This is a genomic window from Streptomyces sp. NPDC014733 (assembly GCF_043083385.1).
Lineage (GTDB): Bacteria > Actinomycetota > Actinomycetes > Streptomycetales > Streptomycetaceae > Streptomyces.
The window spans coordinates 171,166-192,801 of record NZ_JBIBYO010000009.1 but is presented as its reverse complement, the minus strand read 5'-3'; the positions used below and the strand labels follow the sequence as shown (position 1 = coordinate 192,801).

Sequence of the window (21,636 nt, the reverse complement as noted above, 5' to 3'; positions counted from 1 at the left end):
CATTCCGGCCGTCAGTGCTTGGAGTTCTCCAGCTCAAGCACGCTGCCCCAGCTCTGCTCGCCGATCTCCCCGTCCGCGGGGATGAGGAGACCCTTGAAGGTCATCTCCATGATTCGGGCCGCCTGTTCGGTCAGCTCGGCAGCCCGCTCGCGCGGGAAGCTGAATACGATCTCGTCGTGAATCGGTAGCCGCATCCATTGCGTGAAGTCAGCTCGATCCAGCTCTATGAGGGCCCGAGCCGTGATGTCGCGAGCGCTGCTTTGGATGTAGTAATTCAGGGCGGCGTATGCCCGGTCGCGGTCCACGGGGAGGCGCCGGCCGGTGGCGGTGTAGACGTATCCGGTACGCCGCGCCTCGCGTTGCAGCTTCTCGGAGAATCGCTTGACTCCCGTGTAGGTTTCCCAGAACGCCTTCACGGCCTTCTTGGCATCTGCGGGGGCGATGCCCCACTGTTCGGAGACGGCTTTCCAGCCGCCGCCGAAACACACCGTGAAGTTCGTGCCCTTGCCCGCTTTCCTCATGGGGTGCTTCTCCGCACCTTCCGGCATGGGGCCGAAGGCCGCGATGGCGGTCAAGTTGTGGAGGTCGTCACCGTTCCGGAACGCTTCCAGCATGACTGGGTCTCCGGAGGCCGCAGCCATGACCCGGAGTTCCATGTTTCCGTAGTCGATGCTGACGCTGACCTCACCTTCGTCAGCGAGGAACATTCCGCGTACGTAGCCGTCCCCTGCGGGGAAGGTCTGGGCGGGGATGGCCCCGGTGATCGACATCCGGGCCGTCCTGGCCTGGCAGCTATTGATGCTTCCGTGCACCCGGCCGTTGGCGTCCTGGCCGTTAAGGGCCCGCTCGAACCATGTCTTCCTCCACTTCCCTGCCTTCTTGGCCTTGGTCACCGCATCGGCCAAGGGATGCTTGAGGGACGACAACACGTCGTCGTCCATCGCGAATTGCCCCTGCGGATGGTTCTTGCTCGGCTTCGTCCGTTTGGTGAGGCGAATGCCGAACCCGGTGAACGCGGTGATGAGTTGCTGATTGCTGTTGACGTTCTCGACGCCGTACTTCGCTGCCTCTACTTCCCAGCGTCGCTGGTCTGCCAGCAGCTCCTTCGTCCGCTCCTGGGCGTACCGCTCGTGGAGCAGGTAGCCCGTGCGTTCCATCTTCGAGGTGACGTAGCCGAGGCGGTGTTCCCAGCTCACCAGGCCGGCCTTGCGGGACCTCGTCGGCACCTTGGGCCACAGGATGTGGAAGAGCCGGAAGGCCCAGACCGGGTCCATGCCCGCGTAGAGGAGGAAGTCCGGGTCGAAGAGTTCGACCACGGGCCATATCTCTTCCTTCTTGACCTTGTACTTCTTCGCCAGGGAGGTCATGGAGCCTTTGACCTCTTCCGCGGCCCGCTGGTCCACGTAGTACTTCAGAAGCTCTTCGAGCTTGAGACCGGGCCCGCCTTCCTTGACGGCGCGGGGATCCACGAGGTGTGCCAGGTACTTTGTGTCGAGGAGTTTGGGCGCCAACTCCTCAATGGTCGGCCCTATTCGAGCCTCGGCTACGTGCACGTCGTAGGTGCCGTTGTGGGCGATCAGGCGTTCCGCCTGCTCCAGGGCCCAGCGTGCGGCCTGCGTGAAATCTGGCCCCAGTTCTACCGGGAGCACCCACGACTCGGTTGCGTTCCCGAATTGTGCGAGGCGGCAGCGGAAGCCGTTTGCCCACCAGTCGAGTCCGGTTGTCTCGGTGTCGAAGCCGAGCACGGGGTTGTTGGTCACGAAGGTGCGGAACGGGGTGAGGTCGTCGGTGGTCTCGGCGATGTTGATGGTGATCGGCGTCCCCTTGAGGACGTAGCCGATGGTCTTCACCGATTCCCCGCTTTCGAGTTGTGGCGGGTCAGGCTCTACTCCTCCGAGGGCTCGTGGGACGCGATAGCGGCGTCCAGTGAATTCCGCAGCAGCTTCGCGGCGTCCAGACTGATTTGCCAGGAGTTCCAGCCCCGGTATCCGCTGACGACGAATGCCGCGTCGATGGTCACGGTGGGGGCCCCTTCGAAGGAGAGGCTGGGATGCGCGTCGGCTTCGACGTGGACGAAGGAGTAGTTGCGCTCGAATTCATTCATTGCCGCGCTCCACTTCGGGGGGACAGGTGTGGGCGTCTGCCGCCCTGATCAGGTCCGAGATCCGGACTTCCTGGTCTTTGCAGCAGGAGCAGCCACCCCCGCCGGCCCACTCTTCGCAGTCCAGGCAGACGACATCGACTCCGCCGTTTTCCATGCCGATGACTTCGAAGTTTTCGTAATCGTTCACGGGGCGATCCGGCCGTTCTTGTCGAAGGCGGCCATGGCGTCTGGTGCCACTGTTCGCGCGAACTGGTCGATCTGCATGGCCACGTCTTCGATCTCGGCGAGGGGGAAGGTCGGGACGGTGCTGTCCGGGTGTGCCCATCGCAGCGAGAGGAAGTTCAGGAGCGACCGGAGGTTGAGGGTCACGTAGAACGAGGTGTAGAGGTTCAGCGGCAGGACGTTGCGGGCGACTTCGCGTGCCACGCCTTCCTTCAGCAGCCAGCGGTAGTGCTCCCACGACCATCCGGCGGCGGACTTGTGCGCGGTGCTCGTCAGGCTGTGCTGCTCGGGAGTGCCGGCCTCGAAGTGGTAGGCGCCGGGCTTTCCGGTCTGACGTAGGGGGCGGTGCTCGTCGGGGGCGTAGAAGACTGGCTGCATCTCCTGGTAGCGGCCGGAGACCTCGTTATAGGAGGCCATGCGGTGCCGGAGGAATTCGCGGGCCACGAAAATGGGGCACTCGACGCGGAGTTGGAGAACGACGGCCTCAAAGGGGCTGCCGTGCCGGTCGCGCATCAGCATGTTGATCAGGCCGCGGTTCCGCTCCGGGGTTCCGGTGGTGCCTGACGAGACGCGGGCCGCGCGGGCGATGCTGTGATCGTCGCCCATGGAGTCGATCAGTTCGACGGTCATGCGGGAACGGAACTCGATGTCCACTGCACTCCTTCGGGAGGGCGGGGGGCCGGGTTCACCGACCCCCCATTTCCGACTAGCAAGTTTCAGGTCACGAAAAGGACAGAGTTAGCCCTTCACCGCGAACTTCCCGGTCTTCTTGTCCTTCCAGGCCGGAGGACACTGCTCCGACTTCTCTCGCGCGGGGCAGAACATCGCCTCCCAGGTGGCGCCGGTGCGGTGCACACGGTCACCATGGACGCAGGTGACGTCGCCCTGCGGGTCACCGCCGCCCGCGCCGGCCGAGACGACTCGACCGCCCTCGAACTTCTTCGGGCCGGAACCGGCAGCCGGAGGCTTGCCGGTGGAAGCGAAGTACCTGCCGGCCTTCGCTGCGGCGTCGATGAGCCCCTTGATCAGCTCCTTCTCATCGAGCTGGGCGAGGGCGTCTGCGACGTTCACACCGTCGATGGTGATCCAGGGGGCGTCATAGCCGGTGCCACCCTTGAGGGTCACGCGAACCTTATTGCCGTCAGTCATAGGCATATCCACCTTGCTCGGGGTATTGAGGGTCTCACTGGAGGGCCGCGGGGCCTCCGATTCCCACGGGGACTTATCCTCGAAGGGGTCCGGGTAGCTCATTCGCATTCCTTTCCTGCACTTTCAGTATGCGCAGCATTTTTACGACTAGCAAGTTTTGAAGTGGTGCCCTATTTCACACGGGGCAAGCTCCTGATGCACATATCTCGTCGTAGGAAGTGTCGGACGACTCGATGCCGAGGTCTGCCACCTGGCGCTCGTACTCATCCTTCGAGACCCGCTCGTACGGCGGCTGCTCGAACGACATCTCTGGGAAGACCGTCGTGCCCTTCAGGTGCGGCAGCCACCGCTTGAGCATCTGCGCCAGCTCCAGCGGCTCGTACTTCGCCGGGTCCACGTTGACCGTGTAGGACACGGCCTGGTCGGCCCAGAACTCCTGGTAGAGGGCCTGCACGGACAGCATGTCTTCGATCGACAACATGCCCGCGTGCTGGACGTACGAGGGGTCCATGACCCGATCGACCAGCGGGTCCTTCGTCGGGATGGCCACGACCATGGTGTTCGCCGCGTACGCGCACGGCTCTACGTGGTAGCCGGCCTGCTTGTACTCCTCGATCTTCGCGGCCTCGGTCGGCTCCAGCGCCGAGAAGCGGATCCGGCGGACGAAGAAGTCCGCGAAGGGGGCGTGGATGCCTTCACCGCTCGCGCCGGCCAGCTTGGAGATGGTGCCGGTCGGCGCGATCACCCGGGTCTTGATCGGTACGGGGATGCGCAGCTCGTTGGCGTACTCCAGGGCCGCCTTCTCCACGACCTTTGCCATGGCCGCCAGGTCCTTGCGGACGCTCGGGGTCTCGGCGGCCTCCGAGTAGAGGATGCCCTGCGTGGCCAGGTAGTCCGCGAAGCCGAGGTGTCCGACGCCGATGCGGCGGTACTTACGGATGGCCTCCGCGGACTTCTGGTCGGCCACCTCGGCGAAGGTGGCTCGGACCAGGTACCGGGTCATGAAGCGGTGGGCCCGGTGGAGCGCCTTCTTGTCCACGATGCCCAGCTCATTGACGAACCGGCCCAGGTTGATTGAGCCGAGGTTGCACGGCTCCCAGGGGGTCAAGGTCGCCTCACCGCAGGGGTTCGTGGTGTAGGTGCCGTCCACCTCTCCCATGGCCGTGAGCGAGCTGTTCCACAGGCCCGGCTCGCCGTTGCGGAGCATCCCCTTGGCGATCCGCATGAGCACCGGCCAGGAGGAGCCGTCGAACTTCCCGAGCTGCTTGAGGAAGTGCTCGTCCACCTCCACGGAGATGTTGGTCGTCCAGTGGCCTCCGTGCGCCTTGACGTCGATGAATTCATTAATGAGGGGGTCGTCCCAGCGCATGATGCTCATGCGGGCGGAGCGGCGGACGCCGCCGCTGACGATGCAGCGGGCGATCTCGTGATCGATCTCCATAGCGTCCAGGCCGTCAAGGCGGCCGGGTACGTAGGAGACCGGGGTCAGGACGCTCGACAGGCTGACCTTGGCGGCCAGGATCTCGCCGACGTTGATCAGCATCTCGGCGAACGGGGCCGGGCCGGAGGCGGTCCCGCCGAAGTTGCGCAGCGGGGCTCCCTTGGGTCGGACGCGGGAGACGTCGTAGACGCGCTGAACATGGCGAGTGTCGCCGTTGTGTGAGGTGCGGATCAGGTCGCCCAGTGCTTCGGCCCAGCCCTCACGGCTGTCCTCGACCGGGTAGGCCCCGGCCCAGTCGTGGGAGTAGTCCTCGGAGAGGAGTCCCGCGGCCTTGAGGTCGTCGTGGTCCTGGTGGGCCGGGTCGCAGACGATGTGGACGACGACGGGGATCTTGATCTCGGGGAAGTCCTTGAAGAACCGGGAGCTGTAGTTCGCTCCGACTCCCCCGCCCTCCGCCAGGCGGAGGAGGGTGAAGGTGAAGTGCTCGGCGGGATCGTCCGGGGTCCAGCCGGCGGCCCAGCAGTTGTTGAGCGCGAACGGGTTCACGCCGCTGCTCTTGATGTGGCGGCCGGCGGGCAGCATGGCGAAGGAGCTGATGAGGTTGATCAGGGCCTCGCGCTCGCCCTTCTCGATGTAGCGCTCGGGGACCAGGGCGAGGTTGCCGTCCACGACGCGCTCAACGGTCTCGGCCCACTCTTCCTGGGTGCCGTCCGGCTTGGTGCGGCTGTAGGTCCGCTGGTAGACGGTCTCGGCGGTCTCGGTGGTGAAGTCAGTCAAATGCTTTTTCCTTCGGTTACTTGGTACGGAGAACCCGGTTCATCTGCCGGGCCAGAGCTACGACCGCCCGCGAGAGCGCCACCTCGTCGGCGTTGGTCTCGATGGGCAGGCCGTAGACGTAACGGCGCAGGAGTAGGGCCTGCTGCCGCTGGGACAAGCGCTTCAGGGCGCTCTGCGCGTCCATGCGGGCCGACAGCAAGGCGTCGGTGACATCGCACCGAAGCAGGTCGTCACGGCGCCCCAGGAGTTCGGCCAGCTCCTCGTCGGTGTAAAGGAAGGTCGCCAGCGCACGCTTGGCCTCGTCGGGGGTGTAGTAGTACCGGTCGTCCATGAGGTCGCGGTAGTCGCGCTCGCGGGAGGCGTACTGCACGCCGGCCTTCTTGAAGAGCTTCCACAGGAAGTCCTCGTGCGCGTAGTACTCCTCGACCGTCGAGCGGAACTCGTATGCGTGCTTGAGGATTTCCTGCTTGACGTCGTCCTTCTCGACGATCGCCCAACTGGACGCGATGCTGCCCGCCACCTTGTCCGCGAGCTTGGAGAGATACGCCCAGTCCAGTTCCACGGTGGTGCTCATGCTGCTGCGGCCCCTTCCTTCGAGGCGAACCGGCCGCCCTTTCCTCGCTTGATCTCTCCGAACCACTCGCCCTCCACGACGAAGGAGCCGTCGTCCTCGACCGGGATGGCGTGCGGGGTGGCGCCGTACTGGCCGACGTAGAACAGGCCAAAGCCCTTCTGCCAGTTCGCGGGCCCGCCCTTGAGGTAGCTGGCCTTGCGCACGTCCATCAGGTGCCCGCACTCGAACCCGTAGATGGTGCGGAGCTTCCCGCCGTAGCCGGTGGACTCCGGGGAGATCGCGAGGCGGTGGGTGTGACCCATGACGAGCGACGTGCCGGCCTTCTTGGCCTTGGCCGCGGCCGTGCGGCCGGCGATGCCGTTCAGGCCCGGCGACTCGTGCCCGTGGATGGCGACCCATCCCGGTGCGAAGCGGTAGTACGGCTCGACCTTCCTGACTCCGAACCCGTCGAAGTCGAGCAGCACTTCGAAGTCGAAGGCGTTCGACTCGGCCAGGGCCGGGGCGTTCTTGGTCAGGTACTTCCGCGGCCTCTCGTCGTGGTTGCCCTCCAGGACGTTCACGGGCCCGTCGTAGACGGCTCGAAGGGGCTCCAGGAAGTTCCGCTTGGCGTAGTCGGAGTCCGCCAGGACGCCGCCTTCGAACTCGGCCCGGGTGCCGGCCGTCCACCGGGACGGGGCTGGGTAGTCCACGAGGTCGCCGATCTGGATCACCTCGTCGGGCTGGTAGTCGCCCACGAAGGTGATGACGTTCCGCAGGGCCCGCCGGTCTTCGTACGGAAGCTGTGTGTCACTGATAACGACTATTCGCTTCACGCAGTCTCCTCGATCTCGATGAAGTAGATCCGGTGGGCCGGAATGAACCGGGTGAGACCGGGGGTGGTGTCGTCGTAGATCCCGTTCTCCGCAGCGCTCTCGTAGAGCGGTCGGGAAACCTCGTCCAGGGAAGCGGCCACCTCGAAGGTGAAGTCCAGCTCGTCCGGGATGATCTGGCCACCGTCGCAGGTGACGGTCATGTGGAACTGCTTCACGCGAACTCCCGAATGCGCTCGATCTCGATTTCGATGTACTGCTTTGCTTTTTCCAGATCCGTGATGGCGTCGGGGTGCTTGAGTCCAGCGCGCCAGATGTATTTCATGGCGTTCCCGAGTGGGAAGTTCATGTGCTGGGTAATCTCGATGCACTCGATGCCGGACGGGTGGCTGGTGTAGTGCTCAGGGCTGACGACGGTCCGACTAGCAAGTTCAGGGGCAGCAGGAAGCCGGGGCTCGACCACGCCCTGCCCCTCCGGCCGAACGGGGGTCAGCTCGGTCTCCGCGAAGCCGAGCGGGCCACCGTTGTCGAAGGTGACCTCGTAGGGGTAGGGGTAGCCGTCCTCGGTGATGACGTTGGTGACGGTGCCCTGGCGACCCCGGTAGAGGGCATTGGCCACGGCCTGGGGCTCGTAGCCGCCGGCCTCACCGATGACCACCCGGTCCCCGGCCTTGAAGTTCGCGGTCATCCCGTCACCTCTTCCAGCTCGTCATCATGAAAATGCGCGCCCAGTTGGTACGCGTCCTCGTCCAGCAGGATCGAGGTTTCCTGGCTCCAGGAGGCGTAGCTGACCTCCTCGACGGTGCCGAGCATGTCCCCGCAGTCCTCGACTTCCGACTTGACCCGTACACGGGTGCCGGGCTTCCACTTGCTGTTCAAAGTCCGAGCTTTCCTCTCAGGGCATCGGGCCCGTATTCCTGCATGAATGAATTGGAGTCGTGGTTGTCGCCGAGGAGGATCACCTTCGCGTTGGTGAGTCGTTCGGCCAGCGTGTCCGCGAACTTGACTCCCGGCTCGTCCCCGTCGGCAACGACGTACACGACCTCGTATCCGGCGAACGCCGGGTCCCAGTGGTCCCGCCAGGCCCCCACGCCGGGGATGCCCACAGCGGGGACTCCCGCGGCTTCGAGGGTCATGGCGTCGATCTCGCCTTCGCATATCGCCACGTACGGCGACGGCACGATGAGGGCCTGGGTGTTGAACAGGCGGGGCGGGTCTGCGGGGAGGGACTTGTACTTGTTGCCGCCATGGGACTTGCAGTCGTGGTCCTCGATGCACCGGAACCGCAGAGTCGCCACGGCGTACTCGCCGCCGGCCGGGCGGAGGTAGGGGATCGCGAGCCGGCCGCCCATCCGTTCATGCCCGGTTCTCGCCGAACCGGCGAATCCCAGGCCGAACTTCTCGGCTACGGATCCCAAACCTCGGCGCCTGATGTATTCCTCGGCGGGGCTTCCACTCATCTGCGAGAAGTAGTCCCTCGCCGAGGGAACCGAATCGGCTACTGGCCCATTCTTGAGCTTGGCGGAAGCCAATCTCCCTCTCTCTCATGATTACGTCGTAGGAGTCTTCCGAGAGGCAGCACACGAAGCATTTCCAGCGGTTCAGCTCAAGGTTGACGCTGGCGCTCGGGTTGCTCTCCCGGTGGACCGGGCAGCAGATCTTTCGCCACTGGCCGGCCTTCGGTATGTGCACCTCGGGGTAGAACTCTGCGAAGAGTTCAGCGATTGGAGGCTTCGGCGTGGGACACATCGCCGACCTTCCGTACCTTGACGGGGAATTCGTAGCGGCGATGGGAGTCCACCCATGTCTTGTGATTGCCGCGCCACTCGCGGGCGGTGGAGATGGCCGTCGTCTTCTCATCGTTCACTGTGGATCCCTGTCATGGGTGAATCGGGGGCCCAGGACTTCCCAGGCCGGGTAGTGCTCCAGGTAGTCCGCTGCGCGGCGCAGTACGTCCGGTCTGTCCCTCGCCCCTCGGGCGAGCAGGTGGCCGTTGCAGCGCTGACAGAGCAGGCCGCGGATGGCTTCGGTCTTGTGGCAGTGATCGACCGCCAGGTTCTTGGTCCGGGTCTCCCGGCAGATGGCGCATCGGCCGCCCTGGTGGTCGAAGAGCAGCTGGTACTCCTCGGCGGTCAGGCCGTAGGTGGCCTGCAAGCGGGCATTGCGGGCCGAGGCCCGGCGAGTGGCCGTGCGGCAGGTGGAACAGACCTTGCCGCGCGGGGTGAAGAACCGCTCCTGCCGGTTCTTCTGGCACTTCGCGCACTTCCGGTAGCCCTTGCGGGGCTCAGCCACAGACCGACCGCCACTCTCGACTAGCAAGTTTGTGGGTAAATGAAATCACCCGAACTCAGCTTCCATGTCGGTAAGTCGCATGGTCCTTCGGTCGAAGTCGAGTGAGGCGAAGGTCTCGCCTGACGAGTCTTCAAATCCCTCGCGGTTCTTCACGGGGCTGACGTTCAGAGTCCGGCTGTCCATGCCGTCGATCTCTTTATGGATCGTCAGGATGAGGCTCGGGACGCGCGAGACCTTCCCCTTGAGGCCGGACTGCGGGATGGGCTTGAGGCCGTCTGCATATTCCCCGACGACGTGATGCATCGCCATGACATGGGATTTGGTTTCCCGAGCCATTTCGTTCAGGTATTCACACATGCCTTCCAGGCCGAACGTGTAGCTCTCGGCGTCTTTTACGTCCCCTCCGTCGAGATCGGAGAGGTTGTCGGCGACGGCCAGGTGCGGGTAGATCCCGAAGACTTCGCGGTAGCTCTCCAGGTCCCGTTCCATGTCGGCCGGCGTGGGCCGCGCCGAGTAGTTGAAGCGGAGCCACCACCGCCGACTGACGGCCTGTTCGTAGGCATCGAACCGGTCTTCCCGCAGGGCCTTCTTGATATCCCGAATGTCATCCCCGGTGAGGATGGCGGTTGCCCTGGTGAGCTGGGTGGCGGCATTGCTGTCCGCGCTCCAATAGAGGGTCGGCACGTTGCTCTGCACGGCCAGATTGGAGGCGAGGAGGCTCTTCCCGGTACCGGCCGCTGCCGCCACGATCGACAGTTCCCCTCGACGGAACTCGACTTCGAGCTTCGAGAGTCCGCGGAACGGGTGGGGTATCGGCTCTCCCGCCGAACCCTTCATTCGTGCGGACTGCGCTAGCGAGTAGACGACCCTACCTCTTTCCGACTAGCAAGTTTCTCGACTGAAAAATAGCCCGCCGAGCGGGCCCGTCCTTCAGTTCCACTTTACCACAATCTTCCGTCTAGCAAGTTTTTGAGCGGAAAGAGCAGGCGTGGGATACGTCGCAGAAGCGGCAGGAGAAGCCGGGCTTGGCGGGGAAGTCTCCTCGCTTCACGCCTTCGTCCGTGGCGGCGAACCGGGCTCCCACTTCGGCCTCGGTGACCTTGTCGAGCTTGACTGTGCGAGACAGGCCGCCACTCTTCGCGAGGTACCAGTCCCCTCGATTCACCGGCACGTCGTAGATCTTCTCAACGGCCACCTTGTACGCCTCCAACTGGAACTTGCTCTTGGTCGTACCGGTCTTCAGGTCGCGCACGCGCAACGAGTCGTCCGGCTCGACGGTGAGCTGGTCGATGAAGCCTCGCACCTTCACCCCGCCGATCTCGACGGAGAAGGCCAGCTCCAGGGCGAGCTTGTTCGCGGGGACGGTCCAGATGACAGGGCCGGCCCCCTGCGACCATTCCACGTACCGCGCCGTCTGCTCCTGGCCGAGGGCATAGCGCCTCTCAATGTCCTCACCGCCGGACACGCCGGCCGCCAGCCAGCGGTCCGTGTCCGGCTCCTGGTCCAAGGACGCGTTCACCAGGGCGGAGTACCTGTCACTGAAGCACTGGACGACTTCCTCGGCCTCCATGGTCCGGGCCGAGTTCTCGTAGTCTTCAGCCGCAGCATGGAATGCCGTGCCATGGTGCGACCAGGCCGCGGGGCGGGGGGTCACCTTCTCGACCCGCTGAAGGTAGTACCGCCAAGCGCACTTCTCGTACTGCTCGACCTGGGAAACAGATCGGGGCATTGTTGCAAGGTCACTCACGAATGAGCCTCCGGGTGAACGGTGTAAAGAATGCTATAGGTGGATCCGGGCAGCAGTCGGTTTGGGCGGCTGCACATTTCAGCTTCCAGGATTCTTCGATTCCAGGGGGCTTTCAACTCGGCGCTGAGATCATCGAGTTCTCCCCAGTCATCCTCGGTCATGACATCCGATATGACGACGTACCAGAAATCGCCAACACCTGTCCCGCGCTGCCGCGCGACGATAATTCCGTTTCCCGTTATCTGCTTGACCGTCAGAGGCTCGCAACCCCCAAGTCGCTGGATGGCCTCAATCAGATCTGCGTTACGGGCAGTGGGGACTTGGGTCCCACTGACGGACAGGTTCATGCTCCCCCTCCGGACTAGCGGTGTTGCTCCATTTCGAGCTTAGACCGGTTTCCGACGTGCAACTGCGAATTACCTGGTGAGGTAGTTCACAGGGCATCCACCTCAGGTATGACAACCAAGGGCGCAGACTACTCCGCTGGATGTAAAAATGGGCCCCTCTCACGCAAGGGGCCCGTCAGTCGCGGTAGTGATCTTCAGGTGTGTGATTTTGGATCATGAAGAACTTCCGTCGCTCTCACTTGGGTCTGGCATCTTGAACAGGTCCAAGACCTCGGCGGAAGGTGTCTCGACCTCTGCCGGCCACCGGATGATCGAGCCACCGTCCGCAGGCTGCCGATCCACCCACTTGAAGCCCTTCTCCGACTCCCTGTCGTAGTCGAGCACCAGGCTGGGGTACTTGAGGAGCCTGCGGTTGAACCGGGCGACATTGTCCTTCTGCCTCTGCGACAGCGACTCATCGTCCAGTCGGGAGCGCAGGAACAGCTTCAGACTCTCAAGCGCGTGCGCGGTGTGGTGCGTCCCCTTGCCGTATTGGAGGGTCTTCACGCTCCAGGGGATGAGGCTGCCGACATAGGTGGTCAGCTCGGCCTTCCTGCGGATACCCAGCAGGATTCTCCGGTCACACACAGCTTGGCGCGAGACTTCGTAAGTAGCGGCAATCTCGTCATCCGAGAAACCCTTAAGAATCAACTTCTTCAGAACGCTATTCTCTGGCAGCTTCGCCATGGAGCGTGCGCCCCCTTTTTCGGTGAATACCCTCAATCCGACTGACTGACACGGTACCCCCAGGGGTTTCCGACTGTCAACTTTTTACCTACTTACTCACACCTTGTGTGACCTGCCCCTCACTTAGATGCCGCACCGTAAGACTCTCTCCTACTTGCACCTACATACATAGTAGAGAACGACCAAAGGGAGTTCGAACACTTGATCTATTCACTTCCAAAATGAAAGCTTCATTAAGATTTCAACGAAGTGGGTGCCTGGAGCAACCGGTACCGTTTTCCCCCGTTCGTCTCCTCAGAATCTCTCTGCTTGTTGACCCCCCGTCGATCACCAATCCGGGGAGCGGGCCAAGCAGGGACCATGGCCCCGGCCGCCAGACCAGCAACCGGCCGGGGCCTCCGTCGTGCTTGGAGGTGCACCGTGCCCAGAGCCGCATCCATCTGTCTGAGAGACGGCTGCACCTCCAAGACCGTCCGCGACGGCCGGTGCAAGGAACACCAGCTGCGTCGGGGCTGGAACCGCCCCTCTGCCCGGAACAGGAACCGCCCCGGCGACTGGAACAGCCGAAGGGCCCGCGTCCTCGCCCGGGACCGGTTCGCCTGCCAGATGTGCAGCTCTCGGACGGAGCTGGAAGTCGATCACATCGTCCCTGTGGCCCGTGGTGGCTCGTGGGAGCTGGACAACCTCTGGGCGCTGTGCCGCCCCTGCCACCGCAGGAAGACCTACCACCACGACAGAACGTGATCCCCAGCCCCGCTCCTGCGGTGGGGGCTAATTAATTCAATCGGGAGGCCCCCATGTCCGCCGACTGCAACGGCCGCTGCGAGGACTGCCCGTGCACCTGGAGTGCCCCAGTGGCCCGCGTGCAGCCCCCCAGGGCGGCAGCTCGGCAGAACTGGAGGCAGGCCGCCCGCGCCGAGCTGGAGGAGCTGGCCGACCTGTACGGCATCGATCCGAGCGCGGTGAGGCTGTGACTCGCGGCCCCCGCCCGAAGGACAACGCCGTACGGCGCAACACGCACGAGCACGCGCAGAAGCTCACCGACACCGCCAGGGAAGGCCGGGCCCTCCCGAAGGCGCTTGGGATCACGACGGCCGGCGCGAAGAGGTTCTGGAAGACGTGGGCGTGCGCCCCGCAGACCTCCGGCTGGTCGGAGACCGACTGGGCCGAGCTGGAGATCACCACTCGGCTGGTGGACGCCTTCTACCAGGGCGACATGAAGCACGCCTCCGAGATCCGCATGAGGACCGCGAAGTGGGGCGGGACGGTCGAGGACCGGGCCAGGCTCCGAATGAGCTTCGAGCAGCAGTCTGAACGAGAAGCAGCTCAGTTTTCCCAGGAGGCTGCCGTGGACCTCGACGAGGAACTTTTCAAGATGCTCTCAGAATAGCGAAAGGCGGGTGAGCGATGCCGCTGACGGGAAACTTGCCGACCAGCATCCCCGCCCGTTCCCGAAGTCTTGGCTACGAGATCATGCGCTGGGCTGAGCGATACATCGTCCAGCCTGACGGCGAGCACGCCGGCCGCCCGTGGAGCTTCAGCCCCGAGCAGTTGCGCTTCCTGGTGTGGCTCTACGCGATCGATGACAACGGCCGGTGGGTCTACCGCACGGCGGCCCTGCGCCGCGCCAAGGGATGGGGGAAGACCCCCTTGTTGGCGGCCATCGCGATCATCGAGTTCATCGGCCCTGCTCGCTTTTCCCACTGGGCGCAGCAGGGCGAGCCCTGCTACACCTGCGGCGGCGGTGCCGGCAAGAAGCCGCACTCCGGTCCGGAGAAGCACCCCATCGCCAAGCGGGTCCCGCTGCCGCTTGTGCAGATCGCCGCGACGTCCCTGGATCAGACCGCCAACACCAGGGACATGATCCGCGGCATGCTGGCCGAGAGTCCGGCCGAGCGCGAGTTCCGGCTCGACATCGGCAAGGGCATCATCCAGTTCAAGGACGGCCGCCCCGGGCGCATCGAGCCGGTCACCTCCAGCAGTCGGGGCCTTGAGGGGGCGAGGCCCACCTTTGCCCGGCCCCGGCAGAGAAGTTTCTGCCGGGGCCGGCCCATGCCGATTTGTTGTTTGCGATGAGGTCCACCACTGGGTGGATAGCAACCAGGGCACCTACGTCTGGGAGACCCTGGACCGTAACGTCCAGAAGACAGCCGGTGCCGGCAGTCGCCTGCTGGAGACCACCAACGCGTTCAACCCGAACGAGGGCAGCATCGCCCAGCGGACCTACGAGGCCGCCATCGAGTTCGGTGCCAAGCGCATCCTGTACGACTGCCGCGAGGCGCAGCGGGACGTCGACCTCAAGGACGAGGAGGCCGTCCGGGCCGCTGTCATCGACGCCTACGGCGACTCCCATTGGGTCGATGTCGACGGCATCGTAGAAGCGGTCATGGACCCGCGCACCAGCGCGGCCATCGCCTACCGCTTCTACTTGAACAACATCCAGGAGAACGCGGACGGTTGGCTAGCCAAGGCCGCGTGGGACGCCTGCCTGGACGAGGGCGATCCGATCAAGCCGGGCGACCAGATATCCATCGGCTTCGACGGCTCCCTCCGCGGAGACGCCACAGGGCTCGTTGGCTGCCGCCTCCGGGACGGCAAGCTCTTCCTCCTGGGCCTGTGGGAGAACCCCCGCGACCCGAAGCAGCCCGAATGGGAAGTCGATGTCCTCGCGGTCGAGGCCGCAGTGAAACGTGCCTTCGAGACGTACAAGGTCGCGTGGTTCTACGGAGATCCACCGTACTGGCAGGAAGCCATTGGGCGTTGGTCCATCACCTACGGAGACGATTACGTCTTCGAGTACTGGACCAACAAGCCTATGAGGATGTGCCAGGCCACTGAAAGGCTCCATTCTGCCGTCGCAGTAGGCGACATCAAGCATGACGGGAACACGGATCTAACCCGTCACATGCTGAACGCAGTAACAAGGGAAGTCCCCCAAGGTCTCCTGATAACTAAAGACTCTCCCCGTTCCAAGAGAAAAATCGACCTGGCCGTGTGCGCCATTCTCGCCTTTGAGGCCAGGGCTGATGCTATCGCTGACGGTCGACTCAATGCGCGGAGAGGGCGCGTGGTCGGCTTTTAGCGAGGCCCCATGATAGTTCCCCCCAACGGCTATACCGCCGTAGGCCCCCCGGAAACACCCGCCGATTGGCTGGCCTATCTGCATGGCAAGCTGATGGACCAACTCCCGGACATGTTCCGGTATGCGCAGTACTACGAGGGCGAGCACCAACGGCTGGCCTTTTCTCAGGCCCGGTTCAAGGCAGAGTTCCGCGAAGTCTTCGATGCGTGGCGGGACAACTTCTGCGGGTTGATCATCGACTCGGCAACCGAGCGCATGACGGTGGACGCCTTCCGCCTGCGGGGCGTGAAGGGTACCGACACGGATGCCTGGGAGTTCTGGCAGCGCTCCAGCATGGACGTGCTCTCGAACGCCGTGCACATCGACGCCATGGTGCAGGGTCGGGCGTACGTGCTTGTCTGGGCCGACAAGGACGGTGAGCCGTCGATCCAGCCGGTGTCCGCCGAGAACATGGTCGTCCAGTACAAGCCCGGCAGCAGGACCGAGCTGGAGGCCGCAGCGCGGTTCTTCACCGACGACTGGGGCCGGCAGTGGGTCACGCTGTGGACCGAGGACTACGTCTACGAGACCAAGCGCGGCGAGACCGAGTGGGAGAACGGCGACAAAAGCCCGAATCACTTGGGTGTCGTTCCCGTCGTCCCTTTCCACAACCGGTCCCGCCTTTCCGGCGATCCTTACTCGGATCTCGCGAACGTCATACCGATCCAGGACGCGATCAACAAAACCGTCACCGACGCGCTTACCGCATCCGAGTTCGCGGCATTCCCCCAGCGCTATGTCACCGGCCTCGAAATCATTGAGGACGACCAGGGGAACCCGGTCGAGCCATTCAAGATAGCCGTGGACAAGCTCCTTCAGGCCGAGGACCCGCAGGCGAAGTTCGGGCAGTTTGAAGCCGCCAGCCTCAGTAACTATTGCGACCTGGTGGGCCTACTCCTTCAGCACATGAGTTCCATATCCCGGACCCCGAGCCACTATTTCCTGGTGAACGGCGGGACCGCGCCTTCCGGTGAGGCCATCATCAGCGCGGAAGCGGGTCTGGTCGCCAAGGTGCGTGAGCGAATGCTGCACTTCGGTGAGGCATGGGAGAAGGTAATTCGGCTGTGCTTTGCGGTGAAGCTCGACAAGCGCGCTACGGATTTCACCATGGAGACCGTGTGGCGAGATCCGGAATACCGGACAGAGGCACAGCACATTGATGCGCTCCTGAAACTCAAGCAGCTCAATGTCCCCGAGGAGCAGCTGTGGAGCGACGCCGGTTACACGCCTTCACAAATCAGTGCTTTCCGTGAAATGCGGAAGGATGACGCCCGAGCGGCGGCAGAAGTCCAGAAGCTTGGTCCGCAGCCGGAGCAGCCTGGTGCGGACGCACCGAGCGACGGGAAGGCGGCGCGCATGGCCGCGAAGACCCCGCAAGGGAATTCCGGAAACGCGAACCGGAAGCTCAGCGAAATAAATTAATCGACCGCCGTAATGGCGTGTCCCATCCGGAATGGATTGAAGTATGGAAGAGACTCGGAACACCTCTGTGCAGGATTCGGCCCACGAGGTCGAGCAGCCCGAAACGGCTGACCAGGCCAACGACGCCGGCCCCGCCGATGATGTGGAGAAGTGGCGGCGCCTGTCTCGCGAGAACGAGAAGCGCTGGAAGCAGGCATCGAAGGAGCTGGATGAGATGCGCCGCTCCCAGATGACCGAGCAGGAGAAGGCCATCGAGGCCGCCAAGGAGCAGGCCCGCAAGGCCACTCTCTCCGAGGTCGGCACCTCCCTGGTCGAGGCGGAGATCCGCGTGCAGGCGGCGTCGGCCGGCGTCACCGCGCCGACTGACTACCTCGACCTCGCGCGCTTCGTGGCCGACGACGGCCGCGCGGACCAGGAGAAGGTCAAGGAGTTCATCGCGTCCCTTCCCAAGCCGCAGGAGACGCCCGAGTTCCCTCAGCTCATGGGAGCCGGTTACCACCGGGGCGGTAACAGCCGGTTTTCCTCTATGGACCCGAATGAGCTGGCCAACTTCATTGCTGGCGATTCCTTCATCTAAGCGGGTCCTGGCCACTCTTCGTTAGCCCTCCAGCTCTGGGGGGCTTTTTTCATGCCCTCTTGGAGGCAGTATGGCGCTTACGACGCATCACTTTAACCTTGACCCGAAGCAGGTCACGATCGCCGCTCTCGGCCTTCTGGACCGACAGCTCACCCTCGGCGGAATTCCGGCCCGGTATTCGCAGCTAAATTTCACGGGCGGCCTTGGTGACGTGATCAACGTCAACCGTGAATCGCGAGGCATCCCGGTCCAGTCGGCGGGCATCACGGCCCCGATCGAGAACCCGGTCAAGGGCGACAGGAACAAGCTCGCCGCCGCGTCGGACCGGCCGCTGCCGACCGACCCGCGCCTGGCCCCGCAGGGCTTCATCAACGAGTCCCGCTTCCCGGTCCGCCTGGACACCCTTGCCCAGAACGCGACCACGCTCAGCATGGAGCAGGTCGCCTTCGACCTGAAGCAGTTCGGCTCCCAGGTGCTCAGCAAGCTCACCCGAGGCTTCGCCGAGTACTTCGACGACACCACCGCGGAGTTCATCAAGGCGAACATCACCCGCAGCGGCCTGTCCTCCGCCCAGAAGAAGGTCGTCGGCGGCGACGTCGAGGTCACCATCCCGACTGCGGACGGCACCGGCGAGAACATGAAGGCCCGCGCCCTGGGCCTGCGTACCGCACTGGTCGATGCCCGCATGGCCATGAACGTCGCCAACATCCCCGCGAGCGAACGGTACCTGATCGCCGGCCCCGAGGTCGAGGCGATCCTCCTCAAGGACCCCGAATTCGTCGCGGTCGACTACAGCGGCGACACCAACGCCCTGCGGCGCGCGGTGGTCGGCCGCATCTACGGCTTCGACATCGTGATCCATAACTCGTTCGGGCTGGAGATGTACCTCTTCCACAAGAGCGCGATGCTCCTGGTCTCGGCCTGCCCGGCGATCCCGATGGGCGCGGTGAACGGCTCGATCCAGAACATCAACGGCATCGCGACCCGGATGCTCATCGACTACGACTACGCCAAGAAGGCCGACACCATCGGCCTCGACACCATGTACGGCCTGTCCACCGTCAAGGAGGACCCGGACTACAAGGTGCGCGGCGTCTCGATCGGCGAGTCGTTCGTGCGCGGCCTGAAGGTGGCGATCACCGAGAAGGCCGTCGATCCGGCCAAGGCCGACTTCGCCCTCGCTGCGTAGGGGAGGGCACCTTGCCTCTGGCAACCGTCGGTGACGTGGCCGCCCGTCTGGGCCGCCCCATCCCCGAAGAGGAGAGGCCTCGAGTCGAAGCGTTTCTGGCTGATGCGACCGCCTTCGTGGAGGACTACTGCGGCCGGACCTTCGAGCAGCACCAGGACGAGACGTTCGCCCTGGTGCCGGTCGATGACCAGCAGCTCGTGATCCCGCCCCGCTACCTGCCGAACCTGGTGATCGGCTCCGTGCGCTTCGACCAGGACGAGCCCCTGACGGATTGGTCCTTCCGGGGGCAGTCCCTCTGGCGGTCGGCGGGCTGGGGGCGCGGCCAGGCCGTGAACGTCACCGGCTCGTGGGGCTACGTCACACCCCCGGCCGGCCTCAAGGCCGTGGTGTGTGCAGAGGTCATTCGCTGGCTCGCGGTCAGCCCCGGCGTCGTTTCGGAACGGGTCGGCGACATCGAGGTGGAGTTCGGCGCCTCTTCCGCGGCGCAGGCGCTCTCGCCGACCGCGATGACCTCGCTACGCCGCTACCGACGCAAGGCCGGGTCTCTCACTCTCCGTCGTACGTAAGGGGGTCTCCCATGCGCGCTTTCAAGGTGCGGGTTGAAGTGCACCGCGCAGAGAATGTTGCGGGTGCCTACACCAGCCATCGCGACTGGGAGAACGCTCGGGTGGTCTGGTCGGGCTGGGCATCGGTCCAGCCCGACCGGGCCTTTGAGTACCGCTCTCCCGAGCGGGAGACCTCGCAGATCCGGCAGGTGGTCTTTCTGCCACCGGACGCCGACGTTGAGGCGGTTGACCGGCTGCTGATCCGCGGCGAGATGTTCGAGGTCGAGGGCGAGCCGTTGCCCTGGCGTACCGGTGCCCTGTCCCACATCTACATCAAGGCGTGGAGGGTGAGGCGATGAGTAGGGCCGACTTCAGCTTGGAACTGGGCTGGGAGGCTCGGATGTTCCGGCAGCAGGGGATGAAGAGGGCCGTCACCGCTCCCGCGGTCAAGATCGCCGAGTATGCGAAGAGCACAGCGCCTCACCGCCGTACTTCGAAGACGTACTGGAACGAGATCAGGAAGCACATCGACGTCACCGTGGCCGCCGACGAGTTCGGGTGGAGGGCTAACGTCACGATCGAGGGTGACCCGAGGGTCCGGCACGCGATGCTCCAGGAAGCGGGCTTCACTGCACAGGGCCGCCGAGTCGAGGGCCGTCACTACCTGAAGGCCGCCTTGGCGAAGGCGAGGGCCGAATGAGGGTCGATCCTGTCGAGGTGCTGACGGCGTACCTCCGGGCCCAGCCCGATATCCCGGTCGGCAGCCCGACCGGCGACATGGCGAGCCGGGAAGCCGGGGACACCACGGTGTACCTGGAGCACAGCGGGGGGTACCGGCTCGTGCGGGACCGGATGGACCGCTTCGACATCGAGTACGACGTCTATCACCAGGACCGCGAGAAGGCCGTACAGCTCGCCTTCCGCTGCCGGGAGTTGTTCCTTGAGGAGCTGCCCGGCGAGATGGTAGGGCCAGCCGAAGTCCTCGACGTGGCCGAGATCTCCAGCCCCCGGTACTACCCGGATGCCACCTCCCGCGAGCACATGTACGGCGGAGAGATTTCGGTGTTCATCGCGGAGTCCTAATCCGCGACCTCTCCCCATCCAGGCCCTTCACGGGGCCTTCTTTTTTACCCCAAAACTTGCTAGTCGAAAGTGGGAGTCTGTATGGCGAACGATGCCGCGAAGATTCGCTTTGCCCCCAACGGGGGTCTGTTCATGGCGCCGGCCCCTGGCACGGCCGGTGCAACCACCGTCCTCCCCAGCGATGTTGGCGATGGCAAGGCGGCCCCGGAGGGCTACCAGGGCCTCGGCTACGTGGACGAGGGCGGCGTCACCATCACCCCGTCCATCGAGACGGACCCGGTGAACGTGTGGCAGAGCGCCGTGCCCGTTCTTTACAACGTGAAGTCGGCAGCCTTCCAGGTGAAGGCCACGCTGATGGAATTCAACCAGCTGACGACTGAACTCTTCTTCGGTGCGAAGTGGGTTCCCGTCAAGGACGAACAGGGCCAGACCACCGGCTCTTACCGACTGGACCTTTCGTCCACTCCGGAGCTTTCGGAGCTTTCCCTTGTCGTGGACTGGTCGCAGAAGGGCATCCTTTACCGCTGTGTTGTGCCTCGCGCAATGGTGTCCGACCGTGGAGCAATTCAGCTTCAGCGCGCGGAAAACGGAAAGTTCGAGCTGACCATTGACGCGCTCGACTCCGCCGGCCGACTCGGCTACGTCCTCACGAACGACGACGTCCTCGGCCTCGGCATCGCCCCGCCCACCGAGGGCGGTTCGGGCTCTGGACCCGAATCCGACTTCGCCCTCGCCGCGTAATTCAAAGCCTCTGCCGGGGAGGGCGAAAGTCCCCGGCTCCTCTCTCACCCCACCCCCTGCCTTCACTCATTCTGGAGTACCCATGGCTTCTGCGAAGACCAAGACCACTGCCAAGCAGGCCGAGACCGACAAGGCCCCGATCACCTTCGAGCACCGCGGAGTTGAGTTCACGGTTCCGCACCCGCTGGACATGCCTGTCGGCCTCCTTGAGTGCGAGGACGAGATCGACGCCGTGAAGCTGATTCTCGGCCTCGAACAGTGGGAGGCGTACAAGGCTTCCGGTGCCACCATCCGTGACTTCCAGGAACTCTCCCAGAAGCTCTCCGAGGCACAGGGGTTTGACGACGCGGGAAACTGATCGGAACCGTCCACGTCATTCGGGATTTCGGGGATCCACTCGAAGCGGATCTCCTCGAATTCTTCGGGGTTGATCTTCTCGACCTCTGGCGTGGACGGCTTTCCTTCCGCAGGGTTCACACCCTGATGAAGTCGTTGCTGAAGAAGCCGGGCCGCTCAACACTAATGGCCGCCATGGACGAATCTACGTCATGGTCCCCCGGCGAATACCTGATGGCTCGCGTCTCGGACGCCATGGAGCTGTCCAACTTCCTGTTCCTCAAGGCCAATTCTCCTGAGGCTGACGGGCTAGATCCGCCTTCTCCGATTCCCAGGCCCGGTGAACCCGAGCCCGAGGAACGCAAGGTCGATCACGAATTCGCTACAGGCGAGGAGTTGGCGAGCTTCTTTTCTCGCATGAGCAGTATGTAGGA

The 21,636-nt window shown here is 64.2% G+C and carries 33 protein-coding genes; 14 read left to right on the top strand and 19 right to left on the bottom strand.

Going from position 1 to position 21,636, the window contains the following annotated elements; translation table 11 throughout:
- Positions 1-11: 11 nt before the first annotated feature.
- The 19 genes from ACF1BH_RS21520 to ACF1BH_RS21430 all read right to left on the bottom strand — a co-directional run bounded on the left by ACF1BH_RS21520 (position 12) and on the right by ACF1BH_RS21430 (position 12,188).
- Complete coding sequence (locus ACF1BH_RS21520) at positions 12-1,850, bottom strand: DNA polymerase (RefSeq protein WP_391644437.1); 1,839 nt, start codon at positions 1,848-1,850, stop codon at positions 12-14.
- 35 nt (positions 1,851-1,885) lie between these two features.
- Positions 1,886-2,104 carry a hypothetical protein gene (locus ACF1BH_RS21515; RefSeq protein WP_391644435.1) on the bottom strand — a complete coding sequence of 73 codons (219 nt, stop codon included), beginning with the start codon at positions 2,102-2,104 and terminating at the stop codon, positions 1,886-1,888.
- Positions 2,097-2,291 (bottom strand): hypothetical protein, encoded by a 195-nt coding sequence (locus ACF1BH_RS21510; protein ID WP_391644433.1) that lies wholly within the window; start codon positions 2,289-2,291, stop codon positions 2,097-2,099. The genes ACF1BH_RS21515 and ACF1BH_RS21510 overlap by 8 nt, the downstream gene beginning before the upstream one ends.
- The gene (gene thyX, locus ACF1BH_RS21505; RefSeq protein ID WP_391644573.1) at positions 2,288-2,956 is read right to left on the bottom strand and encodes an FAD-dependent thymidylate synthase; all 669 of its coding nucleotides are present in this window, start codon (positions 2,954-2,956) and stop codon (positions 2,288-2,290) included. Before thyX ends, ACF1BH_RS21510 begins: the two co-directional genes overlap by 4 nt.
- Before the next feature lie 108 nt (positions 2,957-3,064).
- Positions 3,065-3,475: a hypothetical protein gene (locus tag ACF1BH_RS21500; RefSeq protein WP_391644431.1), complete on the bottom strand. Its 411-nt coding sequence runs from the start codon at positions 3,473-3,475 to the stop codon at positions 3,065-3,067.
- Between the two features lie 175 nt (positions 3,476-3,650).
- Positions 3,651-5,693 (bottom strand): ribonucleoside-triphosphate reductase, adenosylcobalamin-dependent, encoded by a 2,043-nt coding sequence (gene nrdJ / locus ACF1BH_RS21495; protein ID WP_391644429.1) that lies wholly within the window; start codon positions 5,691-5,693, stop codon positions 3,651-3,653.
- Positions 5,694-5,709: 16 nt separating this feature from the next.
- Complete coding sequence (locus ACF1BH_RS21490) at positions 5,710-6,267, bottom strand: hypothetical protein (protein WP_391644427.1); 558 nt, start codon at positions 6,265-6,267, stop codon at positions 5,710-5,712.
- Positions 6,264-7,079 carry a metallophosphoesterase gene (locus tag ACF1BH_RS21485; protein WP_391644425.1) on the bottom strand — a complete coding sequence of 272 codons (816 nt, stop codon included), beginning with the start codon at positions 7,077-7,079 and terminating at the stop codon, positions 6,264-6,266. Before ACF1BH_RS21485 ends, ACF1BH_RS21490 begins: the two co-directional genes overlap by 4 nt.
- Positions 7,076-7,294 carry a hypothetical protein gene (locus tag ACF1BH_RS21480; RefSeq protein ID WP_391644423.1) on the bottom strand — a complete coding sequence of 73 codons (219 nt, stop codon included), beginning with the start codon at positions 7,292-7,294 and terminating at the stop codon, positions 7,076-7,078. The genes ACF1BH_RS21485 and ACF1BH_RS21480 overlap by 4 nt, the downstream gene beginning before the upstream one ends.
- Positions 7,291-7,764 carry a DUF3310 domain-containing protein gene (locus tag ACF1BH_RS21475; RefSeq protein WP_391644421.1) on the bottom strand — a complete coding sequence of 158 codons (474 nt, stop codon included), beginning with the start codon at positions 7,762-7,764 and terminating at the stop codon, positions 7,291-7,293. Before ACF1BH_RS21475 ends, ACF1BH_RS21480 begins: the two co-directional genes overlap by 4 nt.
- Positions 7,761-7,955: a hypothetical protein gene (locus tag ACF1BH_RS21470; RefSeq protein WP_391644419.1), complete on the bottom strand. Its 195-nt coding sequence runs from the start codon at positions 7,953-7,955 to the stop codon at positions 7,761-7,763. Before ACF1BH_RS21470 ends, ACF1BH_RS21475 begins: the two co-directional genes overlap by 4 nt.
- On the bottom strand, positions 7,952-8,536 hold the full coding sequence (locus tag ACF1BH_RS21465; RefSeq protein WP_391644417.1) for a toprim domain-containing protein: 585 nt from the start codon (positions 8,534-8,536) through the stop codon (positions 7,952-7,954). The genes ACF1BH_RS21470 and ACF1BH_RS21465 overlap by 4 nt, the downstream gene beginning before the upstream one ends.
- On the bottom strand, positions 8,433-8,825 hold the full coding sequence (locus tag ACF1BH_RS21460) for a CHC2 zinc finger domain-containing protein (RefSeq protein ID WP_391644415.1): 393 nt from the start codon (positions 8,823-8,825) through the stop codon (positions 8,433-8,435). The genes ACF1BH_RS21465 and ACF1BH_RS21460 overlap by 104 nt, the downstream gene beginning before the upstream one ends.
- On the bottom strand, positions 8,794-8,943 hold the full coding sequence (locus ACF1BH_RS21455; protein ID WP_391644413.1) for a hypothetical protein: 150 nt from the start codon (positions 8,941-8,943) through the stop codon (positions 8,794-8,796). The genes ACF1BH_RS21460 and ACF1BH_RS21455 overlap by 32 nt, the downstream gene beginning before the upstream one ends.
- A complete protein-coding gene (locus ACF1BH_RS21450; protein WP_391644411.1) occupies positions 8,940-9,368 on the bottom strand; it encodes an endonuclease VII domain-containing protein in 429 nt (142 codons plus the stop codon). Before ACF1BH_RS21450 ends, ACF1BH_RS21455 begins: the two co-directional genes overlap by 4 nt.
- A gap of 45 nt (positions 9,369-9,413) precedes the next feature.
- Positions 9,414-10,205 carry an AAA family ATPase gene (locus ACF1BH_RS21445; RefSeq protein ID WP_391644409.1) on the bottom strand — a complete coding sequence of 264 codons (792 nt, stop codon included), beginning with the start codon at positions 10,203-10,205 and terminating at the stop codon, positions 9,414-9,416.
- 121 nt (positions 10,206-10,326) lie between these two features.
- The gene (locus ACF1BH_RS21440) at positions 10,327-11,115 is read right to left on the bottom strand and encodes a RecB family exonuclease (protein ID WP_391644407.1); all 789 of its coding nucleotides are present in this window, start codon (positions 11,113-11,115) and stop codon (positions 10,327-10,329) included.
- Positions 11,112-11,462, bottom strand: a complete 351-nt coding sequence (locus tag ACF1BH_RS21435) for a hypothetical protein (protein WP_391644405.1) — start codon at positions 11,460-11,462, stop codon at positions 11,112-11,114. The genes ACF1BH_RS21440 and ACF1BH_RS21435 overlap by 4 nt, the downstream gene beginning before the upstream one ends.
- Before the next feature lie 213 nt (positions 11,463-11,675).
- On the bottom strand, positions 11,676-12,188 hold the full coding sequence (locus ACF1BH_RS21430; RefSeq protein WP_391644403.1) for a hypothetical protein: 513 nt from the start codon (positions 12,186-12,188) through the stop codon (positions 11,676-11,678).
- Between the two features lie 420 nt (positions 12,189-12,608).
- On the opposite strand from ACF1BH_RS21430, the gene ACF1BH_RS21425 reads away from it, so the two are divergent.
- The 14 genes from ACF1BH_RS21425 (at position 12,609) to ACF1BH_RS21360 (ending at position 21,634) form a co-directional block, all read left to right on the top strand.
- The gene (locus ACF1BH_RS21425; RefSeq protein WP_391644401.1) at positions 12,609-12,932 is read left to right on the top strand and encodes an HNH endonuclease; all 324 of its coding nucleotides are present in this window, start codon (positions 12,609-12,611) and stop codon (positions 12,930-12,932) included.
- A 226-nt stretch (positions 12,933-13,158) separates the two neighbouring features.
- Positions 13,159-13,578 (top strand): hypothetical protein, encoded by a 420-nt coding sequence (locus ACF1BH_RS21420; RefSeq protein ID WP_391644399.1) that lies wholly within the window; start codon positions 13,159-13,161, stop codon positions 13,576-13,578.
- Positions 13,579-13,595: 17 nt separating this feature from the next.
- Positions 13,596-14,264 (top strand): hypothetical protein, encoded by a 669-nt coding sequence (locus ACF1BH_RS21415; RefSeq protein WP_391644397.1) that lies wholly within the window; start codon positions 13,596-13,598, stop codon positions 14,262-14,264.
- 13 nt (positions 14,265-14,277) lie between these two features.
- A complete protein-coding gene (locus ACF1BH_RS21410; RefSeq protein ID WP_391644395.1) occupies positions 14,278-15,270 on the top strand; it encodes a terminase TerL endonuclease subunit in 993 nt (330 codons plus the stop codon).
- A 9-nt stretch (positions 15,271-15,279) separates the two neighbouring features.
- On the top strand, positions 15,280-16,731 hold the full coding sequence (locus tag ACF1BH_RS21405) for a phage portal protein (protein ID WP_391644393.1): 1,452 nt from the start codon (positions 15,280-15,282) through the stop codon (positions 16,729-16,731).
- Between the two features lie 43 nt (positions 16,732-16,774).
- Positions 16,775-17,308: a hypothetical protein gene (locus ACF1BH_RS21400; protein ID WP_391644391.1), complete on the top strand. Its 534-nt coding sequence runs from the start codon at positions 16,775-16,777 to the stop codon at positions 17,306-17,308.
- A gap of 70 nt (positions 17,309-17,378) precedes the next feature.
- Positions 17,379-18,497: a hypothetical protein gene (locus tag ACF1BH_RS21395; RefSeq protein ID WP_391644389.1), complete on the top strand. Its 1,119-nt coding sequence runs from the start codon at positions 17,379-17,381 to the stop codon at positions 18,495-18,497.
- Positions 18,498-18,532: 35 nt separating this feature from the next.
- On the top strand, positions 18,533-19,063 hold the full coding sequence (locus ACF1BH_RS21390; RefSeq protein WP_391644387.1) for a phage gp6-like head-tail connector protein: 531 nt from the start codon (positions 18,533-18,535) through the stop codon (positions 19,061-19,063).
- Between the two features lie 11 nt (positions 19,064-19,074).
- On the top strand, positions 19,075-19,401 hold the full coding sequence (locus ACF1BH_RS21385; RefSeq protein ID WP_391644385.1) for a hypothetical protein: 327 nt from the start codon (positions 19,075-19,077) through the stop codon (positions 19,399-19,401).
- Entirely contained in the window at positions 19,398-19,742 is a 345-nt protein-coding gene (locus ACF1BH_RS21380; RefSeq protein ID WP_391644383.1) for a hypothetical protein, read from the top strand. The genes ACF1BH_RS21385 and ACF1BH_RS21380 overlap by 4 nt, the downstream gene beginning before the upstream one ends.
- The gene (locus ACF1BH_RS21375; RefSeq protein WP_391644381.1) at positions 19,739-20,125 is read left to right on the top strand and encodes a hypothetical protein; all 387 of its coding nucleotides are present in this window, start codon (positions 19,739-19,741) and stop codon (positions 20,123-20,125) included. The genes ACF1BH_RS21380 and ACF1BH_RS21375 overlap by 4 nt, the downstream gene beginning before the upstream one ends.
- An 81-nt stretch (positions 20,126-20,206) precedes the next feature.
- Positions 20,207-20,866 carry a hypothetical protein gene (locus ACF1BH_RS21370; protein ID WP_391644379.1) on the top strand — a complete coding sequence of 220 codons (660 nt, stop codon included), beginning with the start codon at positions 20,207-20,209 and terminating at the stop codon, positions 20,864-20,866.
- Between the two features lie 82 nt (positions 20,867-20,948).
- Positions 20,949-21,224 (top strand): hypothetical protein, encoded by a 276-nt coding sequence (locus ACF1BH_RS21365; protein ID WP_391644377.1) that lies wholly within the window; start codon positions 20,949-20,951, stop codon positions 21,222-21,224.
- A gap of 125 nt (positions 21,225-21,349) precedes the next feature.
- Positions 21,350-21,634, top strand: coding sequence for a hypothetical protein (locus ACF1BH_RS21360; RefSeq protein WP_391644375.1), 285 nt, complete (start codon positions 21,350-21,352; stop codon positions 21,632-21,634).
- The last annotated feature ends 2 nt before the right edge of the window (positions 21,635-21,636 follow it).

Coding starts and splice junctions, on each gene's coding strand:
- ACF1BH_RS21515 (WP_391644435.1), bottom strand. CDS start 2,104: ATGAATGAATTCGAGCGCAACTACTCCTTCGTCCACGTCGAAGCCGAC.
- thyX (WP_391644573.1), bottom strand. CDS start 2,956: ATGACCGTCGAACTGATCGACTCCATGGGCGACGATCACAGCATCGCC.
- ACF1BH_RS21500 (WP_391644431.1), bottom strand. CDS start 3,475: ATGACTGACGGCAATAAGGTTCGCGTGACCCTCAAGGGTGGCACCGGC.
- ACF1BH_RS21490 (WP_391644427.1), bottom strand. CDS start 6,267: ATGAGCACCACCGTGGAACTGGACTGGGCGTATCTCTCCAAGCTCGCG.
- ACF1BH_RS21475 (WP_391644421.1), bottom strand. CDS start 7,764: ATGACCGCGAACTTCAAGGCCGGGGACCGGGTGGTCATCGGTGAGGCC.
- ACF1BH_RS21465 (WP_391644417.1), bottom strand. CDS start 8,536: ATGAGTGGAAGCCCCGCCGAGGAATACATCAGGCGCCGAGGTTTGGGA.
- ACF1BH_RS21460 (WP_391644415.1), bottom strand. CDS start 8,825: ATGTGTCCCACGCCGAAGCCTCCAATCGCTGAACTCTTCGCAGAGTTC.
- ACF1BH_RS21445 (WP_391644409.1), bottom strand. CDS start 10,205: ATGAAGGGTTCGGCGGGAGAGCCGATACCCCACCCGTTCCGCGGACTC.
- ACF1BH_RS21435 (WP_391644405.1), bottom strand. CDS start 11,462: ATGAACCTGTCCGTCAGTGGGACCCAAGTCCCCACTGCCCGTAACGCA.
- ACF1BH_RS21430 (WP_391644403.1), bottom strand. CDS start 12,188: ATGGCGAAGCTGCCAGAGAATAGCGTTCTGAAGAAGTTGATTCTTAAG.
- ACF1BH_RS21415 (WP_391644397.1), top strand. CDS start 13,596: ATGCCGCTGACGGGAAACTTGCCGACCAGCATCCCCGCCCGTTCCCGA.
- ACF1BH_RS21405 (WP_391644393.1), top strand. CDS start 15,280: ATGATAGTTCCCCCCAACGGCTATACCGCCGTAGGCCCCCCGGAAACA.
- ACF1BH_RS21400 (WP_391644391.1), top strand. CDS start 16,775: ATGGAAGAGACTCGGAACACCTCTGTGCAGGATTCGGCCCACGAGGTC.
- ACF1BH_RS21395 (WP_391644389.1), top strand. CDS start 17,379: ATGGCGCTTACGACGCATCACTTTAACCTTGACCCGAAGCAGGTCACG.
- ACF1BH_RS21385 (WP_391644385.1), top strand. CDS start 19,075: ATGCGCGCTTTCAAGGTGCGGGTTGAAGTGCACCGCGCAGAGAATGTT.
- ACF1BH_RS21380 (WP_391644383.1), top strand. CDS start 19,398: ATGAGTAGGGCCGACTTCAGCTTGGAACTGGGCTGGGAGGCTCGGATG.
- ACF1BH_RS21375 (WP_391644381.1), top strand. CDS start 19,739: ATGAGGGTCGATCCTGTCGAGGTGCTGACGGCGTACCTCCGGGCCCAG.
- ACF1BH_RS21370 (WP_391644379.1), top strand. CDS start 20,207: ATGGCGAACGATGCCGCGAAGATTCGCTTTGCCCCCAACGGGGGTCTG.
- ACF1BH_RS21365 (WP_391644377.1), top strand. CDS start 20,949: ATGGCTTCTGCGAAGACCAAGACCACTGCCAAGCAGGCCGAGACCGAC.
- ACF1BH_RS21360 (WP_391644375.1), top strand. CDS start 21,350: ATGAAGTCGTTGCTGAAGAAGCCGGGCCGCTCAACACTAATGGCCGCC.